Source organism: Xanthomonas euroxanthea, assembly GCF_900476395.1.
Classification (GTDB): Bacteria; Pseudomonadota; Gammaproteobacteria; order Xanthomonadales; family Xanthomonadaceae; genus Xanthomonas; species Xanthomonas euroxanthea.
In genome coordinates, this window is the sequence record NZ_UIHB01000002.1 from 232,249 (window position 1) to 251,977 (window position 19,729).

General features: G+C 67.6%; 20 protein-coding genes. 13 read left to right on the forward strand and 7 right to left on the reverse strand.

Annotated elements, in window-relative coordinates:
- The first annotated feature begins 11 nt into the window (after positions 1-11).
- Positions 12-1,580 carry a SulP family inorganic anion transporter gene (locus tag CPBF1521_RS08100; RefSeq protein WP_104582779.1) on the forward strand — a complete coding sequence of 523 codons (1,569 nt, stop codon included), beginning with the start codon at positions 12-14 and terminating at the stop codon, positions 1,578-1,580.
- A gap of 246 nt (positions 1,581-1,826) precedes the next feature.
- On the opposite strand, the gene nth is transcribed toward CPBF1521_RS08100, so the two are convergent.
- From nth to CPBF1521_RS08115, 3 genes are read right to left on the reverse strand one after another with little or no spacing between them, the layout of a single operon-like run.
- The gene (gene nth, locus CPBF1521_RS08105; protein ID WP_115676668.1) at positions 1,827-2,537 is read right to left on the reverse strand and encodes an endonuclease III; all 711 of its coding nucleotides are present in this window, start codon (positions 2,535-2,537) and stop codon (positions 1,827-1,829) included.
- The gene (locus tag CPBF1521_RS08110; RefSeq protein ID WP_104582781.1) at positions 2,534-2,914 is read right to left on the reverse strand and encodes a hypothetical protein; all 381 of its coding nucleotides are present in this window, start codon (positions 2,912-2,914) and stop codon (positions 2,534-2,536) included. The genes nth and CPBF1521_RS08110 overlap by 4 nt, the downstream gene beginning before the upstream one ends.
- A gap of 10 nt (positions 2,915-2,924) precedes the next feature.
- Positions 2,925-3,707: an enoyl-CoA hydratase-related protein gene (locus CPBF1521_RS08115; protein ID WP_104648426.1), complete on the reverse strand. Its 783-nt coding sequence runs from the start codon at positions 3,705-3,707 to the stop codon at positions 2,925-2,927.
- 163 nt (positions 3,708-3,870) lie between these two features.
- On the opposite strand from CPBF1521_RS08115, the gene CPBF1521_RS08120 reads away from it, so the two are divergent.
- The 4 genes from CPBF1521_RS08120 (at position 3,871) to CPBF1521_RS08135 (ending at position 7,398) form a co-directional block, all read left to right on the forward strand.
- A complete protein-coding gene (locus CPBF1521_RS08120) occupies positions 3,871-4,569 on the forward strand; it encodes an FKBP-type peptidyl-prolyl cis-trans isomerase N-terminal domain-containing protein (RefSeq protein WP_016902469.1) in 699 nt (232 codons plus the stop codon).
- A 120-nt stretch (positions 4,570-4,689) separates the two neighbouring features.
- Positions 4,690-5,487, forward strand: coding sequence for a CoA pyrophosphatase (locus tag CPBF1521_RS08125; RefSeq protein WP_115676669.1), 798 nt, complete (start codon positions 4,690-4,692; stop codon positions 5,485-5,487).
- Complete coding sequence (locus tag CPBF1521_RS08130; protein ID WP_115676670.1) at positions 5,484-6,356, forward strand: sulfurtransferase; 873 nt, start codon at positions 5,484-5,486, stop codon at positions 6,354-6,356. Before CPBF1521_RS08125 ends, CPBF1521_RS08130 begins: the two co-directional genes overlap by 4 nt.
- 88 nt (positions 6,357-6,444) lie before the next feature.
- Entirely contained in the window at positions 6,445-7,398 is a 954-nt protein-coding gene (locus tag CPBF1521_RS08135; protein ID WP_115676671.1) for a DUF1684 domain-containing protein, read from the forward strand.
- Between the two features lie 54 nt (positions 7,399-7,452).
- Here the strand turns inward: CPBF1521_RS08135 and CPBF1521_RS08140 are convergent, their stop codons facing one another.
- Entirely contained in the window at positions 7,453-8,028 is a 576-nt protein-coding gene (locus CPBF1521_RS08140; protein ID WP_104582786.1) for an N-acetylmuramoyl-L-alanine amidase, read from the reverse strand.
- A gap of 23 nt (positions 8,029-8,051) precedes the next feature.
- On the opposite strand from CPBF1521_RS08140, the gene CPBF1521_RS08145 reads away from it, so the two are divergent.
- The 8 genes from CPBF1521_RS08145 (at position 8,052) to CPBF1521_RS08185 (ending at position 16,739) form a co-directional block, all read left to right on the forward strand.
- Positions 8,052-8,543, forward strand: a complete 492-nt coding sequence (locus CPBF1521_RS08145; protein ID WP_115676672.1) for an MOSC domain-containing protein — start codon at positions 8,052-8,054, stop codon at positions 8,541-8,543.
- A complete protein-coding gene (locus tag CPBF1521_RS08150) occupies positions 8,540-9,067 on the forward strand; it encodes a YqiA/YcfP family alpha/beta fold hydrolase (RefSeq protein WP_104648430.1) in 528 nt (175 codons plus the stop codon). Before CPBF1521_RS08145 ends, CPBF1521_RS08150 begins: the two co-directional genes overlap by 4 nt.
- 34 nt (positions 9,068-9,101) lie before the next feature.
- Positions 9,102-9,608 carry a GNAT family N-acetyltransferase gene (locus tag CPBF1521_RS08155; protein WP_115676673.1) on the forward strand — a complete coding sequence of 169 codons (507 nt, stop codon included), beginning with the start codon at positions 9,102-9,104 and terminating at the stop codon, positions 9,606-9,608.
- A 352-nt stretch (positions 9,609-9,960) separates the two neighbouring features.
- Positions 9,961-11,574 (forward strand): ABC-F family ATP-binding cassette domain-containing protein, encoded by a 1,614-nt coding sequence (locus CPBF1521_RS08160; RefSeq protein ID WP_115677068.1) that lies wholly within the window; start codon positions 9,961-9,963, stop codon positions 11,572-11,574.
- A gap of 166 nt (positions 11,575-11,740) precedes the next feature.
- The gene (rlmKL, locus tag CPBF1521_RS08170; RefSeq protein WP_115676675.1) at positions 11,741-13,876 is read left to right on the forward strand and encodes a bifunctional 23S rRNA (guanine(2069)-N(7))-methyltransferase RlmK/23S rRNA (guanine(2445)-N(2))-methyltransferase RlmL; all 2,136 of its coding nucleotides are present in this window, start codon (positions 11,741-11,743) and stop codon (positions 13,874-13,876) included.
- 197 nt (positions 13,877-14,073) lie between these two features.
- A complete protein-coding gene (locus CPBF1521_RS08175; RefSeq protein ID WP_115676676.1) occupies positions 14,074-14,850 on the forward strand; it encodes an NAD kinase in 777 nt (258 codons plus the stop codon).
- 175 nt (positions 14,851-15,025) lie between these two features.
- A complete protein-coding gene (locus CPBF1521_RS08180; protein ID WP_115676677.1) occupies positions 15,026-15,991 on the forward strand; it encodes a 5'-nucleotidase in 966 nt (321 codons plus the stop codon).
- Entirely contained in the window at positions 15,960-16,739 is a 780-nt protein-coding gene (locus CPBF1521_RS08185) for a spermine/spermidine synthase domain-containing protein (RefSeq protein WP_370659372.1), read from the forward strand. The genes CPBF1521_RS08180 and CPBF1521_RS08185 overlap by 32 nt, the downstream gene beginning before the upstream one ends.
- A gap of 67 nt (positions 16,740-16,806) precedes the next feature.
- Here the strand turns inward: CPBF1521_RS08185 and CPBF1521_RS08190 are convergent, their stop codons facing one another.
- The 3 genes from CPBF1521_RS08190 to sbcB form a co-directional block, all read right to left on the reverse strand.
- Complete coding sequence (locus CPBF1521_RS08190; protein ID WP_115676679.1) at positions 16,807-17,379, reverse strand: DUF2939 domain-containing protein; 573 nt, start codon at positions 17,377-17,379, stop codon at positions 16,807-16,809.
- A 124-nt stretch (positions 17,380-17,503) separates the two neighbouring features.
- Positions 17,504-18,190 carry a DUF2461 domain-containing protein gene (locus CPBF1521_RS08195; protein WP_115676680.1) on the reverse strand — a complete coding sequence of 229 codons (687 nt, stop codon included), beginning with the start codon at positions 18,188-18,190 and terminating at the stop codon, positions 17,504-17,506.
- Positions 18,187-19,632 (reverse strand): exodeoxyribonuclease I, encoded by a 1,446-nt coding sequence (sbcB, locus tag CPBF1521_RS08200; protein WP_115676681.1) that lies wholly within the window; start codon positions 19,630-19,632, stop codon positions 18,187-18,189. The genes CPBF1521_RS08195 and sbcB overlap by 4 nt, the downstream gene beginning before the upstream one ends.
- Positions 19,633-19,729 lie beyond the last annotated feature (97 nt).

A 19,729-nucleotide genomic window follows, 5' to 3' on the forward strand; every position in this document is an offset into this window, starting at 1 on the left:
CGGAGCACATCATGAACACATCAGGTATCGGCGGATATTTCCGCCAGGGACTGTTCGGGCGTGATTTGCTGTCGTCTGTCGTGGTCTTCCTCGTCGCACTCCCGTTGTGCATGGGCATTGCGATCGCTTCCGGCATGCCGCCGGCCGCAGGCCTGATCACCGGCATCATCGGTGGACTGGTCGTTGGCTTCCTGGCGGGCTCTCCTCTGCAGGTGAGTGGACCGGCCGCCGGCCTGGCTGTGTTGGTGTTCGAACTGGTCCGCGAGCACGGCATTGCCGCACTCGGTCCGGTGATCCTGGTGGCCGGTGCGATCCAGCTGATCGCCGGTCTGTGCCGCGCAGGCGTGTGGTTCCGGATGACATCGCCGGCCGTGGTGGCCGGCATGCTGTCGGGCATCGGCATCCTGATCGTGGCCTCGCAGGCGCATGTGCTGATGGACGCCGCTCCCAAGGCGCGCGGTCTGGAAAACTTCGCTGCATTGCCGGCCGTGGTGTGGCAGGCAATCACCGAAGGTACCGGCCGTACCGCGTTGTTCGTGGGCCTGGCCACCATCGGCATCATCCTGGCCTGGGACAAGCTGCGTCCGCAGCGTCTGCGCTTTTTGCCAGGTGCGTTGATCGCCGTAGTGGTGGTCACGGCGACGGTGCAGTTGCAGGGCCTGAACGTCAACAAGGTGGACGTGCCGACCAATCTGTTCTCGGCGATCAGCATCCCCAGCGTGGCGGACATCTTCGGCGTGTTCAATGCGACGTTGCTGGTGTCTGCAGTGACCTTTGCCTTCATCGCCAGCGCAGAGACCTTGCTGTCGGCGGCGGCGGTGGACCGCATGCATCAGGGCGCGCGCACGCAGTACGACCGTGAGCTGGCGGCGCAGGGCGTGGGCAATATGCTGTGCGGCTTCCTGGGCGCATTGCCGATGACCGGCGTGATCGTGCGTAGCGCGGCCAATGTGCAGGCCGGAGCGGCCACGCGCATGTCCACGGTGCTGCATGGCGGCTGGTTGCTGGTCTTCGCAATGCTGCTGCCGTGGCTGTTGCGGATGACGCCGGTGGCGTGTCTGGCCGGCATCCTGGTCTACACGGGCGTGAAGATGATCAAGATCGGTCAGGTCAAGGAGCTGGCGACCTATGGTCGTGGCACCGCGGCGATCTATCTGGCGACCACCTTCGCGATCGTGGCGACCGACCTGCTGACCGGTGTGCTGATCGGCTTCGGCCTGTCGTTGTTCCGTCTGGCCCTGCATTCTTCGCGCCTGAAGGTGGACGTGCGTGAGCACGAGCACAAGAAGGACGAGATGCATCTGACCCTGCAGGGCTCGGCAACCTTCCTGAAGGTGCCGGCGATGGCGCGTACGCTGGAGAGCGTGCCGCCGAACACCGCCCTGCATCTGGATGTGGCCAAGCTGCACCACGTCGACCATGCCTGCATCGAGTTGTTGCGCGACTGGAGCCGGAATGCGGCCTCGCGCGGCTGCGAGCTGGTGGTGGACTGGAAGGAGCTGGATCGACGCGTGGAAGGCCAGCCGGCGGTGGAAAGCGTGCTGGTCGAACAGCGCGTCGAACAAGCCAAGGCGGCGTAAACCTGCTGCAACGCCCGGCGCTCGCGCTGGGTGAACTCTATCGTGACCGGGTGATGCATGGCGCCGCAAGACGCATCATCTGGTCGCGATTTTTTATGGCCGGGAATCGGGATTCGGGATTGGGGAATCGGAAAAGCCGGGATTGGCGGTGCTGAGGTGCTGATACGGCAGGCCTGGTGCCCGACTGAGCGCTTGCAGTTGCGATGGTTTTGTTAGGTCGTGTCAGCCATGTTGATTCGGATTGCGTCAGCTTTTGGGAGTTTTTGGCCGTTCGGCGGGTGCGGGGGTCTTGTCGCGGTAGCGGCACAGGTCGTGGATCACGCAGCCTGGGCAGTCGGGCTTGCGTGCCTTGCAGACGTAGCGGCCATGCAGGATGAGCCAGTGATGCGCGTCGTGCAGAAACTCGGCAGGAATGACCTTGACCAGTGTGTCCTCGACCGCGCGCACGTCCTTGCCCGGCGCAAGACCGGTGCGGTTGGCGACGCGGAAGATATGCGTGTCCACCGCCATGGTCGGCTCGCCGAACGCGGTGTTGAGCACGACGTTTGCGGTCTTGCGGCCGACACCGGGTAAGGCTTCCAGCGCGGCGCGATCGTGCGGTACTTCGCCGCAGTATTGCTCCAGCAGGATCCTGCAGGTGGCGATGACGTTCTTGGCCTTGGCATTGAACAGGCCAATGGTGGCGATGTAGCGCTTCAGGCCTTCTTCGCCGAGATCGAGAATGTCACGCGGGGTATTGGCCACCGGATACAGCTTGCGGGTGGCCTTGTTGACGCCGACATCGGTGGCCTGTGCCGACAGCAGTACCGCGATCAGCAACTCGAATGGCGTGGTGTATTCCAGCTCGGTGGTCGGGTGCGGATTGAGCTCGCGCAACCGCGCGAACATCTCCTGTATTTCAGGCTTGCGCATGAGGTTGCCGCGCCTTGCCGGCGGGGTCTGACGGATCGCGTTCATGGCGGTGCGCCGCCAGCGGCCTTGGCCTTTGCGCGCGCCAGGATGGCTGCGGCCAGCGGCGGTAATGCGGCTGCGGCGGGTTGGCTGGGCGCCGGTGCCGGCGTTCGGCGTGCATCGCGTTCGGCAGCACGACGTTGCAGGCGCGCGGCGCGTGCGCGGTAGCGGTCGCGTGCGGCCCAGGCATCGCGCAGCCGTTGTTGTGCGGCAAGCAACACCGCGCGCAGCTGCGGGCAGGCCGGATCCAGCAGGTCGTCGCCCGGATCGGGCCGATACTCCATCAAACCCAGTGCCAGCGCACGATCGAGATCGTCTGCGTGTACGCAGTCGAACAGCTGGAGGGGCAGGGGACGTGCTGCCGGGTTGGGGTCGAACGTCATGGCAAGCCGATCAGCGATTGAGAAAGTGCGCGGGGCGTTTTTCGAGAAACGCGCCGGTGCCTTCGCGCATGTCATCGCTGGAAAACAGCAGCGCAAATTGCGCGGTTTCCAGCTGCAGGCCTTCTTCGATGGCGCATTCGCCACCGAACACCACCGCATCCAGAATGCCGCGCAGCGCGAGCGGTGCGGCGACGGCCAGGCGCTGTGCCAGGGCCAGGGTGTCTTCCTGCAGGGCTTCCGGCTCGACCACGCGATTGACCAGGCCCAGCTGCAGCGCGCGCGGCGCATCGATCGGCAGACCGAGCAGGCACAGCTCCAGCGCCGCCGCTCGCCCGGTCAGACGCAATAGCCGTTGCGTGCCGCCGAAACCGGGGATCAGGCCGAGGTTGATCTCCGGCTGCCCCAGGCGTGCGGTGGATGCGGCGATACGCAGATGGCAGGCCATTGCCAGCTCCAGCCCGCCGCCAAGCGCAAAGCCGTTGACCATGGCGATCACCGGCTTGGGCATGCGCTCGATCCGGCGCATCACCTGCTGGCCCAGCAGCGAGAACTCGCGGCCCTGCATCGCCGACAGCTCGCGCATTTCGGCGATGTCCGCGCCGGCGACAAATGCCTTGGGGCCTGCGCCGGTCAGGATCACCACGCGGATGTGGTCTGCGCTGGCTGCCTCGGCAAAGGCATGATCCAGTGCCCGCAGCGTTTCCTGGTTCAAGGCGTTCAGTTTGTCCGGTCGATTGACCGTGATCGTCCGTACACTGGCGTGGTCGGCGATCAGAATGACGTGATTGGACATGGAAATCCTTGCGAACGTAAAAAATTAGTAAATACGGAACTTCCGAAAGCCTTGCTGGTCCTAGCTTTCGTGATAAGTAGCGGTTCGGTATCGCGGCCGCTATCCTAGCGCGTCATCTCAGGCGGCAGACCCGTCCTGTGCCACCACCCTGGAGAATTGTTTGATGAAGTTGCGTTCTATCGCGGTCGCTGTGGCGGCCCTGGCCCTGACGGGCAATGCACTGGCCCAGGACACGACGTCCGAGAAGGGCAAGTTGAGCTACTACTTCGGCTATGACTACGGCAACAACCTTGCCGAGCTCACCGGTCGCGGCGAGCAGCTCGACATCAACTCGGTGGTAAAGGGTCTGCAGGACGCCTATGCCAAGAAGCAGCCGGCCATCACTGCCGACCAGCTGAAGCCGGCCGTCGAAGCGTTCCAGAAGCGTGAGCAGGGCCGTGCCCAGCAGGCCAAGGCTGAGTACGACAAGGCCGCTGCGGCCAACAAGACCAAGAGCGACCAGTTCCTGGCCAAGAACAAGGGCACCGCGGGCGTGCAGACGCTGCCCAGCGGCGTGCAGTACCGCGTGATCGAAGCAGGCAAGGGCGCCAAGCCGACCCAGGCCAGCACCGTGCAGCTGGAAGTGGCCGGTCCGTTCCCGTTCGGCGACCGCGAAAAGGCACGTCCGGCGCAGCAGATTCCGGCCATCAAGGTCAGCGAAGTCGAAATGCAGGCCATGCGCGACACGCTGCTGCAGATGCCGGCCGGCTCCAAGTGGGAAGTGACCCTGCCGCCGGAGAAGGCCTACGGTGCCGATCCGCGCACCCCGTTCCCGCCGAACGTGGCTGTGCAGTTCGAGATCAAGCTGGTCAGCGTCAAGTAATTGCATTGGATGTTGCTATGACAACGCCGGCCACCAGGCCGGCGTTGTCGTTTGGATCCAGCGGCCAAGCGCGAGAGGATGGACGAACGGCGTGACGATGCGGTGCGGCGGGAGCCAGCGATGAGCGACGCGGATTCGACCCGCAATGGTCTGCCCAGCCCGTGTATCGGTGTATGTTCGCTGGACGCGCAGGCGCACTGTGTCGGCTGCCTGCGCAGCCTGGATGAAATTGCACGTTGGATGAGCATGAGCGACACCGAACGTCAGCAGTATCTGCATACGGTTCTGCCGGCGCGCGCGTTGGCCGCGCGGCTGCCCGAATGTGCGCAGTTGCGGCGCGCGTTGTATGCGCTGGACACCGCGCCCGACGGGCCGGGCTGGAATCATGACGAATTGATCGACCTGACCGAGGGCGGCGCCTCGGCCGAGGCTGCGGTGCTGTGCGGACTGGTGCCGCGCGCACAGGGCACCATGGTGCTGCTGACCCGGCGCACCGACAGCCTGCGTCACCATGCCGGGCAGGTCAGTTTTCCCGGTGGACGGATCGAGCCGTCGGATGCGGATGCGGCCGCTGCGGCCCTGCGCGAGAGTTGCGAGGAAATCGCCCTCGGCGCCGGCCAGGTGCATGCGCTGGGCTATCTGGATCCGTTCCTGACCGTGAGCGGTTTTCGCGTCACGCCGGTGGTGGCGGTGATCGACCCGGCGTTCGTGGCGGTGCCGCAGCCGGACGAAGTGGCCGAGGTGTTCGAGGTGCCGCTGGCCTACCTGATGGATCCGGACAACCTGCGCAGCGTGGAGCTGGAGTATCGCGGCCGGCCGCGCCGCGTGCTGGAATACGACTGGCCGGGCCACCGCATCTGGGGTGCCACCGCGGCCATCCTCCTCAATCTTCGTCGTCGTCTGGAGCAGGTTGCATGAGTGCGGAACCCCACTGGACCACGCTGGTCGACAGCGCCACGCTGGCAGCGGCATTGCCGCATCCGCAGTTGCGATTGCTGGACGCGCGCGCTGCGCCACCGACTGCGCCGGACCCGGATGCCGCGCGCAAGGCCTATGCGCAAGGGCATCTGCCAGGCGCGCACTACGTCGATCTCGATCAGGACCTGGCCGATCTGTCGCTGCCTGCGCAGGGGCGGCACCCGCTGCCGCACAGTGCGGCATTCGCCAGGCGGCTGGGCGCGTGGGGGATCGACCCGGACAGCCAGGTGGTGATCTACGATGCCGCCGACGGCAGCATGGCCGCGGCGCGGGCATGGTGGATGCTGCGGCTGATGGGACATCGCCGCGTGGCGGTGCTCGATGGCGGGTTGGCCGCCTGGCGCGCTGCCGGCTTGCCGGAAAGCACCGAGCCGCCTGCAGAGCGCGATGGCGCGGCATACCCAGGCAGCTTCGACAGCGATGCGGTGGTCGAGGCCGGGCAGATCCTGGCGCGGCTGGATCAGGCGCCGGGCTGGTTGCTGGATGCACGTGCAGGCGAGCGTTTTCGCGGCGAGGTGGAGCCGGTCGATCCGGTGGCCGGGCATGTGCCCGGTGCGGTGAGTCGCCCCTTGGGCGTAAGCCTGCGCGACGGGCGGTTCAAGCCGGCAGAGGAACTGCGCGCCGAGTTGTCGGCGCTGCTGGGCGCGTATCGTCCCGAGCAGGCGGTGGTGATGTGCGGCTCCGGGGTGACCGCATGCCATCTGCTGCTGGCACTGGAAGTGGCCGGATTGTCGGGCGCGCGCGTTTACGCCGGCTCCTGGAGTGAGTGGCTGCAGGATTCGACACGTCCGGTCGCGACCAGCCCCTGATTGCAGGCACAATGGCGGCAGGAACGGTGACCTGTGGGGACGCAGGTTCGCTGCGCGGAGCGCAGTTTCTCGCAGTGCTGGGTGACTCATGCGGTTGCAGTTGCAGGTCGGCGCGTTGTGCGTCGCGATGGTGTCGTTGGCTGCCTGTTCGGCGGGGTCGACCGCCGACGCCAACGGTGCGCGCATCGCCGGTCGTGGGCAGAGCGATCGCCACGCGATGTATCAGGTCGAGCTCGAACGTGCACGCGCCGAGCGCGTGCAGCGCTTGCGTGCGCCCGATGGCTGGCTGAGCTACACCGGGTCCGGGCGCGTGCGTGCCGGCCGGTACCAGGTGGGCAGCGATCCACGTAGCGACCTGGTGTTGCCGGCCGGGCCTGCGCAACTGGGGCAGCTGACGCTGGATGCCGACGGCCGCGCGCACTTTGACGCCGCTGCCTCCGCACCGGTGTACTTGAACGGCCAGCGCATCGATCGCGTGCGCCTGAGGCCGGAGCGTGCAGGGCAGCGTGGCGATCGCCTGGATGTGGAGGGCCGGCAGTTCTATCTGGTGCAGACCGGCAGCTTGTTCGGCTGGCGTTTCCGCGACCCGGCAGCGCCGTTGCTGACCCACTTCGCCGGGCTGGAATATTTTCCGACCGACCCGCAGTGGCGCATCCAGGCGCGCTGGCAGGCGTATCCCACGCCGCGCACGACCACGCTGCTGACCTCGATCGGTACCCCGCTCACCGTCCAGGTGCCGGGCGAGGCGGTGTTTTCGCGCAATGGCCGGGACTACCGGTTGCAGCCGATCGTCAGCGACGACGGGCGAGGCCTGTTCTTCCTGTTCGCCGATCGCACCAGCGGCAAGGAAACGTATGGCGGCGCGCGCTATCTCTACACCGCGGCACCACACGATGGCCGGCTCGTGCTCGACTTCAATCTGGCCGAGAATCCGCCCTGTGCGTTGACGCCGCACGTGGTCTGCCCGATCGCATCGCCGGAAAATCGCCTGGACCTGGCAGTGAATGCCGGCGAGAAGACCTACCGCGCGACCGAGCGCTGAGCACCGAACACGCGAAGGCGGCCCGCCGTGTCGATGGCCCTGTGTGCGCCGCTGCTAGCGCGGTGTGTGCGCCCAGCTGACCGCCGCTTCGATCTGCGGCCACGGAAACAGCGGGCCGGGGTCGAGCTTGCGTTGGATCTTGCGCGACGGGTCGTCGCTGGCCGCTTCCTGGGTGGTGTCCAGTGCCTGGTGGCCGGCGATGCGGCGGACCGATGGCAGCTGCTGTTGCAGCCACTGCAGCAGCGTGATCAGCGCAGTGATCTGCGCCTGCGGATACGGCTCGCTCATGCACTGATGGCGTGAGTCCAGCCAGTGCGGATAACGGCCGCTGTTGACCAGTTCGATGCCCAGCGTATGCGGGTTATGGCCGCGCACGTGATGGGCCACGCGCTCCAGCGCGACGTATTGCTGGATGCTGCCGTTGCGGTCGATGTAGTAATGCCCGCTGTTGCCGGTGCCGCTGTCGTAGAGCACGCGTTCGCCGTATTCGCGTGCCATCGCCATGTCGGGCAACTCGGTGCAATGGATGACCACCATGTCGATCTGCGTGAGCGCGCGTCGCGCCAGCCGCGATTCGTAGGACAACGGCGCGTAGGTGATCGGTGGCGACGGCAGGACGGCATCGGACATGAGGCGGATGCTAGCATTGCCCGATGGCTTTGAATCCCGACAGCCCCTTGGGCAAATTGATGGCGACCCTGCCGCAGACCGGCCAGGTGACCTGGATCGGCGTGCGTCCCGCGCGCGACGTGGAGATGATCGCGGTGGACGCGGCACAGGCCACCACCGGCGTCGGCCTGGTCGGCGACCGCTACAAGGGCGGCAGCGGCAAGCGCGGCGTGACCTTGATCCAGGCCGAACATCTGCCGGTGATCGCGGCACTGGCCGGCCACACCGCGATCGCGCCCGCCACCTTGCGCCGCAACCTGGTGGTGTCCGGCATTCCGCTGATCGCCTTGAAAGGCCGGCGTTTCCGCATCGGTGATGTCGAGCTGGAAGGCACCGATCCCTGCGATCCGTGCTCGCGCATGGAGGACGCGCTGGGTGCGGGCGGCTACAACGCCATGCGCGGTCATGGTGGCCTGTGTGCGCGCGTCCTGCGTGGCGGCGTGCTGCGCCTCGGCGATACGGTGCAGACGCTATGAGCCGCGGTCATTGTATCCTGTCGCACGGCTTCGAGAGCGGCCCGGATGCGCTGAAGGTCACCGCCCTGGCCGATGTCGCCGCGCAGTTGGGTTGGACCCACGAGCGCCCGGACTACACCGATCTGGACGCACGCCGCGAGGTGAGTTCGCTGGGCGATGTGCAAGGCCGGCTGCAGCGCCTGCTGGAGATTGCGCGTGCGGCGGCCGACAAGGGCCCGCTGGTGCTGGTCGGTTCCAGCCTGGGCTCGTACATCGCCGCGCAGGTGTCGTTGCAGGTGCCCACGCGCGGGCTGTTCCTGATGGTGCCGCCGACCAGGATGGGGCCGTTGCCGGCACTGGATGCGGCGCGCGTGCCGATTTCGATCGTGCATGCCTGGCGCGATGAACTGATTCCGGCCGGCGAGGTGATCGCCTGGGCGCAGGCGCGGCATGCGCGCTTGCTATTGGTCGACGACGAACACCGGCTGGCGTCGCATGTGGATGCATCGGCGCGCGCCTTCGCCGAACTGTTGCAGAGCCTGTGATGCGGACCAGGGTGTGCGGGTTTTGGGGCGTCCGATGAACGTACTGATTCGCGAAGCGAGCGACGGCGATGCGGCGGCAATCGAACTGCTGACGATGGTCGCGTTCATGCGCGACGAACATAGCCGCCATGACGAGCAGCACGTGATCGCCGGGTTGCGCAACGACGGCGCGCTGGCGTTGTCGCTGGTGGCCGACCACGACGGATATGTGGTCGGGCATCTGGCGGTATCGCCGGTGTGGCTGTCGGACGATTCGCCCGGCTGGTACGCGTTGGGGCCGCTGGCGATCGGCCCGGGGCATCAACGCCAGGGGCTGGGCACGCGCCTGGTGCAGGCGGCGCTGGCCAGCTTGCGCGAGCGTGGCGCGGCCGGCTGCCTGGCATTGGGCGAGCCGGCGTTTTTCAGTCGCCTGGGTTTTGCGGTGGAGCCGGGGCTGACCTTGCCCGGCGTCCCGGCATCCGAGCTGCAGGCGCTGGCGTTTGGCGACCGCCTGCTGCCGCTGGCCGATGTCGCCTATCACCCGGCGTTCGGGCTGGGGTGAGCGTTGCATCATCGGGACACCTGATGGCCCGCGTTGCCGGTGATTTTGCCACGGCAGCGATCCCCGCGATGGCTGTCTTCGATGGTCCCTGGTAGCCGGCAATGAGCCGGCCTGCAGGAGCGTGGGCATGTCTGCACGGTGCCGCCTGCCGATGCTGCTGCGCTTGAACAGGGCCAGTCTGCCGCAGTGCCCGGGATTTGGCTTGCGTTGCAGGCTGACCTACACTTTGCCGCGCTGCCCATTGTCTGAGGATTGGTCCAATGCGCCATTGATGCCGCCGTCGTGATGACGGCCTTACCCGCTGCCGGTCCGGCTGGATCGGTGCGTGTGCTGGCATGCAATGGAGATCCGTATGACCTGTCCGTCGCTGACGCTGGAACGCGTTGCGTATGTGCTGCCCGATGGCAGCCCGCTGTTTTCCGATCTGACAATCCACATCGACCAGCGCGCCACCGGCCTGGTGGGGCGCAATGGCGTGGGCAAGAGCGTGCTTGCGCGCCTGCTGGCCGGCACGTTGCTGCCCAGTGCCGGGCGCTGTGTGCGCAACGGCAGCGTGCACTACCTGCCGCAGCGCGTGCGCGTGGCGCCGGGGCAGAGCATTGCCGACCTGGCCGGCGTCGCGCCGCTGCTGGAGGCGCTGGACCGTATCGCTGCTGGCAGCGTTGCGCCCGCCGATTTCGAACTGGTCGGCGAGCGCTGGGCCGCCCATGCGCAATTTGCCGCAGAGCTCGAACGGCAAGGCCTGGGTGGGCGCGATCCGCGTGCACCGGCCGCGCAGCTCAGTGGCGGCGAAGCGATGCGCGTGGCACTCGCCGGTGCGTTCCTGAGCCAGCCGGACCTGTTGATTCTGGACGAACCCAGCAATCACCTGGATGGCCCGCAGCGGCAGCGGTTGATGGATCAGTTGCTGGCATGGAACGGCGGCGTGCTGGTGATCAGCCACGACCGCAGCCTGCTCGATGCGATGCAGCGCATTGTTGAATTGTCCGGGCAGGGGCTGCGCAGCTATGGCGGCAATTACGCGTTCTATGCGCAGCAGCGCGCCATCGAACAGCAGGCCGCCAGCGCGTTGCTGGCCCAGCGCAAACAGGCACGCGCACGCGGCGAACAGGCGCTGCGCGAGCAGCAGCAACGTCACCAGCAACGCCAGGCACGCGGCGCGCGTGCTGCGGGGCAGGCCAACCAGGCCGCGATCCTGCTTGGCGCGCAGAAGCAGCGCAGCGAGGTCAGCGCGGGGCGGCTGCAACAGCAACGCCAGGCCGACCAGGCGCGGCTGAGCGAGGCGGTGGTGCAGGCCGCGGCGCTGGTGCAAGACGACCCCACGATCGCGCTACTGGCGCCGACATCACCCGCCGGCGCATCGCAGCGCGTGGCCACGCTGCAACAGGTGGAACTGGCGCACGGGCGGCTGGGCGGGCGGCGGGTGGATCTGCTGTTGCATGGGCCGCTGCGGATCGGCCTGGTCGGCCCCAACGGCAGCGGCAAGTCGTCGTTGCTGCAGCTGCTGGCCGGGCGCCTGCAGCCCAGCGCGGGGCAGTGCCAGGTGCATGTGCCGGTGGCGTATCTGGATCAGGACCTGGGGCTGCTGGACCCGGCGCGCTCGGCCGCTGCGCAGCTGCACGATGCAGACCCGGGTGCGCCAGCCCACGCACAGCGGCTACGCCTGGCGCTGCTGGGGCTGGACCAGAGGCGTGCCGACCTGCCCACCGGCCAGCTCAGCGGCGGCCAGCGGCTCAAGGCGGCGCTGGCCTGCGCGCTGTACCGGGCGCAGCCGGCGCAACTGCTGTTGCTGGACGAGCCGACCAACCACCTGGATCTGGCCGCGGTGGAGGCGATCGAGACGCTGCTGCACAGCTACCCCGGTGCGCTGATCGTCGCCTCGCACGATGCCGCCTTCCTGCAGCGGCTGGGCCTGCGGCAGTGCCTGGATACCGCGCAGGCGCAGTGGCGGCTGGCGCCGTGGTGAACCGCACGATGGGCGATCCGGCCGGCGGGCTGGTAAAGCCGGGCCCGATGGCCGACCATTTGCGCCCCGCCCGCGGCGGCCACGGCTCTGCCCTCCAGGGCGCCGGCCCAGCGTCCTGCTCCCGCGCTCGCCCCCACGGCCAGCGTCTCCATCGATACCTGCCTACGTGAAATTCTTTGCATCCTGTGCCAAGGGCCTGGAATACCTGCTTGCCGACGAGCTGCTGTCGCTCGGTGCCAGCAAGGCCACCGCCACCATCTCCGGCGTCAACGTCGAGGGCGAGCTGCGCGATGCGCAGCGCGCCGTGCTGTGGTCGCGGCTGGCCAGCCGGGTGCTGTGGCCGCTGAGCGAGTTCGATTGCCCAGACGAGGACGCACTGTATGCCGGGGTGGCCGAATTGCCATGGGACGAGCACCTGTCCGTCGGCCACACGCTGTCGGTGGACGCGCATGTCTCCGGTACCGCGATCACGCACGCCCGCTACGCGGCGCAGCGCGTCAAGGACGCGGTGGTCGACACCATGCGCCGGCAGGGCCTGGAGCGCCCGTCGGTGGATGTGGGCAGCCCGGATCTGCGTTTGAACCTGTCGCTGCGCAAGGGCCGCGCCACCATTTCGGTGGATCTGGGCGGCGGCCCGCTGCATCGGCGCGGTTGGCGCATGGCGCAGAACGATGCACCGCTCAAGGAGAATCTGGCCGCGGCGGTGTTGCTGCGCGCCGGTTGGCCGCGCGCCTACGCCGATGGCGGCGGCCTGTTGGATCCGATGTGCGGTAGCGGCACCTTGCTGATCGAAGGCGCGCTGATGGCCGCCGACGTGGCGCCCGGCCTGCAGCGCTATGGCAGCGCTATCCCCAGCCGCTGGCGCGGCTTCGACCGCGAGGGCTGGCAGCAGCTGGTGGGCGAAGCGCGCGAGCGCGACAGTCGCGGCCGCGCCGCACTCAGGCAGGTGATCCACGGCAGCGACATGGACCCGCATGCGATCCGCGCCGCGAAGGAGAATGCGCAAGTGGCCGGTGTGGCCGAGGCGATCTGGTTCGGCGTGCGCGAGGTGGGCGATCTGCAGACCCCGCCGCAGGCCACCGGCGTGGTGGTGTGCAATCCGCCTTACGACGAACGCCTGGCTGCCGATGCGGCGCTGTATCGCCGCCTGGGCGACACCTTGCAGCGCGCCGTGCCGCAATGGCGGGCCAGCCTGCTGTGCGGCAACGCCGAGCTGGCGTATGCCACCGGCCTGCGCGCGGGCAAGAAATACCAGCTGTTCAATGGCGCGATCGAATGCGCGTTGATCGTCTGCGACCCGATCGCGGTGCCGCGGCGCACCCCGCTGGCGGCGCCGACCGCGCTCAGCGAAGGCGCGCAGATGGTCGCCAACCGCCTGCGCAAGAATCTGCAGAAGTTCAAGAAGTGGCGCGCACGCGAAGGCATCGAATGCTTCCGCGCCTACGACGCCGATCTGCCGGAATATTCCGCCGCCATCGACGTGTACCAGCAGGCCGATGGCGATCGCCGCGTGTTTTTGCATGTGCAGGAATACGCCGCGCCGGCGACGATTCCCGAAGCCGACGTGCGCCGCCGTCTGGGCGAGCTGCTGGCCGCCGCACGCGAGGTGTTCGAGGTGCCGGGCGAACGCGTGGCGCTCAAATCGCGTGAGCGTGGCAAGGGTGGCAGCAAGTACGGCCGCTTCGAGCAGCGCAACGAATTCATCAACGTGCGCGAGCATGGCGCCTTGCTGCGGGTGAATCTGTTCGACTACCTGGATACCGGCCTGTTCCTGGACCATCGCCCGTTGCGTGGCACCATGGCCATGCAATCGAAGGGGCGGCGTTTCCTCAACCTGTTCTGCTACACCGGCGTGGCCAGCGTGGAAGCGGCGGTGGCCGGGGCAAGCTCGACCACCAGCGTGGATCTGTCCGGCACCTATCTGCAGTGGTGCGCCGACAACCTGGCCCTGAACGGCCAGGCCGGCAGCAAGCACACGCTGGTGCAGGCCGACGCGCTGGCCTGGCTGGAAGCCGAGCGCGCGCATTTCGACGTGATCTTCTGCGACCCGCCGACCTTCTCCAACTCCGCACGCGCCGAGGACTTCGACATCCAGCGCGAGCACGTGCGGCTGCTGCGTGCGGCGATGGCGCGGCTGGCGCCGGGTGGGGTGCTGTACTTCTCCAACAACTTCCGTCGCTTCAAGCTGGACGAGGAACTGGTGGCCGAGTTTGCGCAGTGCGAGGAAATCAGCCCGCGCACCATCGACCCGGATTTCGAGCGGCATGCGCGCATCCACCGTGCCTGGCGATTGACCGCCTGATGCCGCGGCCCGGTCGCGTCTGACCGGCCAGTGCAGGCATTGCGCGCCCGCTGTCGCCGGCGCCCGGCTGGCTGCGGTGCGCCATGCCAACGGCGCGTGGTGGCGCAGCTGTAGCCGTGCAGGCCAGGGCGGGGCGGGCAGCCAACAAGCCGACCACAGCGCTGCGGTATGCTGATTCGCATGCTTTGGAGTCAACGATGACCGCACCACCACGGATTGCCTTTGTTGCCAGTCACGCCGAGCCGGCGGTGACCGCGCGCACGCGTCTTGTGCAGCGCTATGGCGATCATGCGCTGGACACCGCCGACATCGTCTGCGCCCTGGGCGGGGACGGCTTCATGCTGCAGACCCTGCACCGGCATGGCGCTGCCAGCAAGCCGGTGTTCGGCATGAAGCTGGGCTCGGTCGGGTTCTTGATGAACCAGTACCGCGACGACGAGGACGACCTGCTCGCACGTCTGCAACGGGCCGAACCGGCGCATCTGCGCCCGCTGGAAATGCAGGTGCAGACCGAGTCCGGTGCCAGCACGGTGTCGCTGGCCTACAACGAGGTCTCGCTGCTGCGGCAGACCCGCCAGGCCGCGCACCTGAGCGTGGATCTCAATGGCCAGACCCGCATCGCCGAGTTGATCGGCGACGGGGTCATGGTCGCCACACCGGCCGGCAGCACCGCCTACAACTATTCCGCGCATGGGCCGATCCTGCCGCTGGGCTCGCACACGCTGGCGTTGACGCCGATCGCCCCGTATCGGCCGCGCCGCTGGCGCGGCGCCATCCTCAAGGCCGATACCGAAGTGCGTTTCCGCGTGCTGGACCCGTACAAGCGCCCGGTCAGCGTCACCGCCGACTCGCACGAGATCCGCGATGTGGTCGAAGTGACCATCCGCGAATCCACCCAACGCCAGGTCACGCTGTTGTTCGATCCCGAACACAATCTGGAAGAGCGCATCTTCAGCGAACAGTTTGCGGTCTGAGGCGCGGGGATTGGGCATTGGGGATTCGGGATTGGCAACGGCAGCAGCGTGGCGTGCAGCCGAGCCTGCGCGTGGCCAAGGTACGATGCAGTGCAAGTAACCATCGCAAACCCCAGAAACTTCGTTGTTGCTCCAACCCATTCCCCAATCCCGATTCCCCATTCCCGGCACCCAAATGGCTGACAACTCCCCCAGGCTCCTGACCGTCGCGGTGACCTCGCGCGCGCTGTTCGATCTCGAAGAAGGCCATGCGCTGTTCGAGGCCGATGGCGTGGAGGCGTATTCGGCGTTCCAGCGCGAGCACGAGGATGACATCCTGGAGCCGGGTGTCGCCTTTCCGGTGGTGCGCAAGCTGCTGGCGCTCAACTACGATGTGCCCGAGGAAACCCCGCGTGTCGAGGTGATCCTGCTGTCGCGCAATTCCGCCGATACCGGGCTGCGCATCTTCAATTCGATCCAGCACTACAACCTGGGCATCGTGCGGGCGACCTTCACCTCGGGCCAGCCGACCTGGCCGTACGTGAAGCCGTTCGGCACCGATCTGTTCCTGTCGGCCAATCCGGAATCGGTACGCCGCGCACTCACCCATGGCATCGCGGCGGCGACCATCATGCCGCGTGCGCCGGGCGAACGCGCCGAGGCCGCCGCGGCGATCGTGCACAACGACGAAAGCCGCCTGTCCACCCAATTGCGTATCGCCTTCGACGGCGATGCGGTGATCTTCGGCGACGAGAGCGAACGCATCTCGCGCGAGCAGGGCGTGGAGGCGTTCGGGCGCCACGAGCGCGAACGTGCGCGCGAGCCGTTGTCGGTCGGGCCGTTCCGCAATTTCCTGTCGGCGCTACATGCGCTGCAGGCGGCATTCCCGCCCGGCGAGGCCTCGCCCATCCGCACCGCGCTGGTCACCGCGCGTTCGGCGCCGGCGCACGAGCGGGTGATCCGCACCCTGCGCGAATGGGGCGTGCGCCTGGACGAGGCGCTGTTCCTCGGCGGGCGCCACAAGGGGCCGTTCCTGGAGGCGTTCGGCGCGGATATCTTTTTCGACGATTCGCAGCACAACATCGACAGTGCGCGCCAACACCAGCATGTGGCGGCCGGCCACGTGCCGCATGGCGTGGCCAACGATCCGCCGGGCAGGTGAGCGAGTGAGCGAGGCACCGAGGCCGTCTGGACGCGCCGCGCTGCGCTCCAGCTGGCGGCAACTGGAGCTGTATTTTGCCGACGACACCGTCCAGACGCGCATGTCGCGTTGGGCGCCGTACCGGCTGATGCTGCCGTACACGCGCGGCATGCTCGCGGCGCTGTGGTTGCAGCCGCGCCCCGAGCGCGTCGGCCTGATCGGCTTCGGCGGCGGCGCGCAGGCCAAGTTCTGTCACCGCTATCTGCGCAGCACGCGCATCGAAGCGGTGGACGCCGATGCGCAGGTGCTGGCCCTGCGCGATGCGTTCGGCGTGCCACGCGACGATGCGCGGCTGGAGGTCACGCACGGCGATGGTGCGCAGTGGATCGGCACGCGTGCCGGGCGCTACGACCTGCTGCTGCTGGATGCCTACGATGCCGATGGCATTCCGTCGGCGTTGTGCACGCCCGGGTTCTACGCCGACTGCCGCGCTGCGCTGACGCCGAGCGGTGTGCTGGCCCTGAACCTGTTCCAGGTGCCGCTGGCCGGGCATCTGGCCGCGCTGCGCGAGGTGTTCGAGGGACGGGTGCTGCTGTTGCCCGAGCCGGACCCGCGCAACCAGCTGCTGTACGCCTGGAACGGCAAGCGCACGCCGGGCACTGCGGAGCAGGCGTTGGCGGCGCTGCCGTGGTCGGCACGCCGGCAGCTGCGGCCGTCGATGTTGCGGCTGCAGGCGGCGTGGATGGAGCGGGCCTGGCGGTTTTCCTGAGCCGCTGTCCGGCGCCCGTCGTCCGCTTGCAAATGCGACAAGCCCAACATCGCTCGCAGGCGCGCGCTTATGGGGTCAGCGGATGTTCCGCTTCCGCCTCTGCCAGCGGCAAGCGGATATCGGTCAACCGCCAGCGCAGGCCTTGCCGGGTCAGCACGAACACCACCGGCGCTCCGGCTGCGGTGCGGGTGGTGGCGGTGAAGCGGCGGGTGGACTCGAAGCGCTGCTGCGCGCCTTGCAGCGGACGCGCAGGTGCCGGCGCCGCATAGGTGTCCGGGCTGACGGTGGTGCCGGTGACGCGATTCCACACGCTGTGGCCTTGCAGCAACGCGCCGATGCCCAGCGGCGTCACCAGCGTGTCCACGCCGGCGCCGCTGATGCCGCTGGCAAGCTGCAGGGCGAATCCGCCCAGCAGGCTGGATTGCATGCGGCTGCCGGCCTGGCGGATCAGGTAATCGTCCAGCTGCGCCTTGAGGTTGACCCGCAGGCTGGGGAAGTCCACATGACGTTCCAGCTGTGCGGCGTCGCGACTGGCGACTGCCTCGCTGATGCCGCGAATGGCCAGATACGGGCCCGCAACCACATAGCTGGCCAGCAGCAACGCGGCCAGCACAGGCAGCAGCAACCAGCGCTTCTTCATGGCATGCAGTCCATTGCTGTTGTCTGCACCAGGCGCATCGAGGCATGGCGCCGCGCAGCGAGAAATCGCCGCGGTCCGCCGGTTGCCTGCGCAGCGTCGATTGCCGTCGGCGCCGTGCGATGCATCAGAATTCCAGATCCAGCGCGGCGCACAGGTAATCGACGAACGGCGCCAGCACCACCAGGTCCGCCTCGATGGTCTGGCGCAGGCGCGGGCCGGTCATGATGGCATCGTCGAGTGGACGCAGGTACGCCCAGTTGCGATGCTTCAGGTCGTCGATGAACTCGAAATCGTTGGGAAAGCCGCGCGGCGCACGCACCAGTTTCTCGCTGTCGTCCAACGCGAACTTGCGGCGTAGTTTTGGCTCGTAGGCGGCCGCTTTCCAGTTGGCGGGATTGTCGAAGATGAACTGGCGCAGCTTGCGCTGGGTGTCCGGCTCCGGATGCCACAACCCCGCACCCACGAAGCTCTCGCCCGGCTGCAGATGGATATAGAACGACGGCGCCGGTACCTGGCGGCGGCGCTCATGGAACAGGCGCGCGCCTTGCCAGTTCTTGTACGGCGATTTGTCGTTGGAAAAACGCGCATCGCGGTAGATACGAAACAGCGAGCCGCCCTGGGTCTTGGGGTCGGAGCGATAGTGCTCGCTGACCTGTGCCAGCGCGGGCTGCAGGTCGGTGATGAGCTGCAGGAACGGCTGGCGCACATGCGCCTCGTACTGATGCCGGTGATCGTTGAACCAGGTCTTGTCGTTGTGGCGCGCCAGGGCGCGCAGGAACTTGAAGCTGGCATCGGAAAAATAGGTGGTCATAGCGTGCGTTGGAGGTCCAAACCCCAGGCGGCGAGCTGGTCGAGCAGGGACTGCTTGGTAGCATCGTCCGGGTGAGCAAGCCGTAAATCCGCGATCTGCGCATGGAACTGGTCGAGCGTGACCTCGCCCAGGCCACGGTCCTCGAGCAGGCGTTGGCGGCGGTAGACGTTCCAGCGTTCCTGCTCGTCGAACGACAAGGTCTGCGGCCAGTTGCGCGCGCGGTAGCGAAACAGCAACTCGACCAGGCGCGGATCGCGAAAGCGCGATTCCAGCGCGCCCAGCTCGGCCGGCGCACTGGCGCGCACCTGCGCCAGCAGGCGCTTGTCGCCTTCGGCCAGGAAGCCGTCGTAGAGCGAGGCATCGGCATCGTTGACCGCCGGCGCCGCAGCGCGCTCGTTGCCGTACACCTGGCGCACTTTTTCGGCCAGCTCAGGGCCGAGCTCGCGCAGGCGTGCAGCCTTGGCCATCACCGCGTCGTGGTCGATGCCCAGGCGCTGGAAATCTGCTGCGCGCAGATGCTGCCAGGCCACCAGCGCCGGCGACTTGTTCAAGTGCACTTCCTTGAGCGGGATGCGCTGCTCGCCTTCGGGCAGGTCGGCGGCGCGGATATACAGCCGGTCGGCGATCTCGTCCGGGCTCAGGCGCAACAGCACTTCAGGGTCGCCATCCAGATCGAACACGATCACGCGGCTGTCGATGCGCGGATGGCGCGTCAACGGCAGCACCGCGGCGGCGCACATGCGCGAGGCGGGATAGCGCTGCGAGATATGCAGCACCGGCTGCATCGCGATGACGTCCAGCAGCGTCGCCGCAAAGCGCTTGTCGCGCAGGCGCAGCGCGTAGTCCCACAACTTGGGTTGATGCTGCTGGAACCTGCGCGCCATGCCGATGGTGGCGTACACGTCCGACAGCGCCTCGTGCGCGTCGCCTTCGCGCACTGCGTTGGCATCGGCCAGGTGTTCGAGCTTGAACGAAGTGGCGCCGTCTTCGCGCTGCGGCCAGACGATGCCGTCCGGGCGCAGCGCATGCACCAGCCGCAACACGTCGAGCAGGTCCCAGCGCGAATTGCCGCCGCGCCACTCGCGCTCGTACGGGTCGTAGAAGTTGCGGAACAGCCCGCAGCGCACGAACTCGTCGTCGAAGCGGATCGAGTTGTAGCCCAGTGTGCAGGTCTGCGGCCGGCTCATCTGCTCGGAGATGCGCGCGAACGCTTCGGCCTCGCTCACCCCTTCGCGCAGCGCGTGCTGCGGGGTGATGCCGGTGACCATGGTCGCGTACGGGGAGGGCAGCAGGTCGTCGGCCGGCTGCACGTAGAAGCTGATCGGTTCCTCGATCACGCGCAGCTGCGCATCGGTGCGCACCGCGGCGAACTGCGCGATGCGCGTGCGGCGCGGATCCTGGCCGAAGGTTTCCAGGTCGTAGAAGAGAAAGCTGTCAGGCATGCCGTATCAAATCCAGATCCGCGGCGCGCTGCGGAGGGCGCCGCCAGTGCTGCCTAGTATCTCTTATCCGCGCGCCGGCCCGCTGACGCCGGCCTGT